At 45.9% G+C, this 626-nt stretch carries 2 tRNA genes and 2 rRNA genes; all 4 read right to left on the bottom strand.

Annotated elements, in window-relative coordinates:
- Positions 1-28: 28 nt before the first annotated feature.
- Positions 29-104, bottom strand: a tRNA-Thr gene (locus AC1DSL_RS19200).
- Positions 105-123: 19 nt separating this feature from the next.
- Positions 124-199 (bottom strand) — tRNA-Val (locus AC1DSL_RS19195).
- A gap of 10 nt (positions 200-209) precedes the next feature.
- Positions 210-325 (bottom strand): 5S ribosomal RNA (gene rrf / locus AC1DSL_RS19190).
- Positions 326-460: 135 nt separating this feature from the next.
- A 23S ribosomal RNA gene (locus AC1DSL_RS19185) occupies positions 461-626 on the bottom strand; the annotation flags it as partial.

Below are 626 nucleotides of genomic sequence, written 5' to 3'. Positions count from 1 at the left end.
CTACCAACTGAGCTAATGGCTCTAACAATGGTGCCGGCGAAAGGAGTCGAACCCTCGACCTACTGATTACAAGTCAGTTGCTCTACCAACTGAGCTACACCGGCACGGTGTTAAAAAGAAAAATGGTGGAGGATGACGGGCTCGAACCGCCGACCCTCTGCTTGTAAGGCAGATGCTCTCCCAGCTGAGCTAATCCTCCGAAATAAATCGCCYAGCGAYGWCCTACTCTCACAGGGGGAAACCCCCAACTACCATCGGCGCTAAAGAGCTTAACTTCCGTGTTCGGTATGGGAACGGGTGTGACCTCTTTGCCATTATCACTGGACTGGGTATTCWTTTTTTAAGACAAGATTTATTATAACAAGTCTSAYGAGATTTACAAGYGTTTTTTAAAATAAAAAACTATTCTTGTTCACTCAAAACTGGATAAACGGGTCATTGAAAACCATTCAAATTCATTTTGGTTAAGTCCTCGATCGATTAGTATTCGTCAGCTGCACACGTCACCGCGCTTCCACCTCGAACCTATCTACCTCATCGTCTTTGAGGGATCTTACTTACTTGCGTAATGGGAAATCTCATCTTGAGGGGGGCTTCATGCTTAGATGCTTTCAGCACTTATCCCC

The sequence above is a fragment of the Paenisporosarcina sp. P4_D4 genome, assembly GCF_056401835.1.
The sequence above is the reverse complement of the archived record's forward strand: the minus strand, read 5'-3'. Positions and strand labels throughout refer to the sequence as shown.